At 34.1% G+C, this 229-nt stretch carries 1 pseudogene; it reads left to right on the plus strand.

The features are described from left to right. Positions 1–229 (plus strand): annotated as a pseudogene (locus tag AOA60_RS00060) (flagellar biosynthesis protein FlhF); the annotation flags it as partial.

Below are 229 nucleotides of genomic sequence, written 5' to 3' on the forward strand. Positions count from 1 at the left end.
AAATCTTGTTGGACCTACTGGAGTAGGTAAAACGACTACTATTGCGAAAATCGCTGCAAAAGCTGCCCTAGTAGATAAGAAAAGTATAGCATTTATTACTACAGATACTTTTAGAATTGCTGCAATCAACCAATTAAAAACATATGGTGAAATTCTTAATGCACCAGTTGAAGTAGCTTATTCAATAGATGATTTTCAACAAGCGAAGGAAAAGCTAAAAGACTATGAC

The organism is Pseudomonas sp. 2822-17 (genome assembly GCF_002742485.1).
Taxonomy (GTDB): Bacteria; Pseudomonadota; Gammaproteobacteria; order Pseudomonadales; family Pseudomonadaceae; genus Aquipseudomonas; species Aquipseudomonas cyclaminis.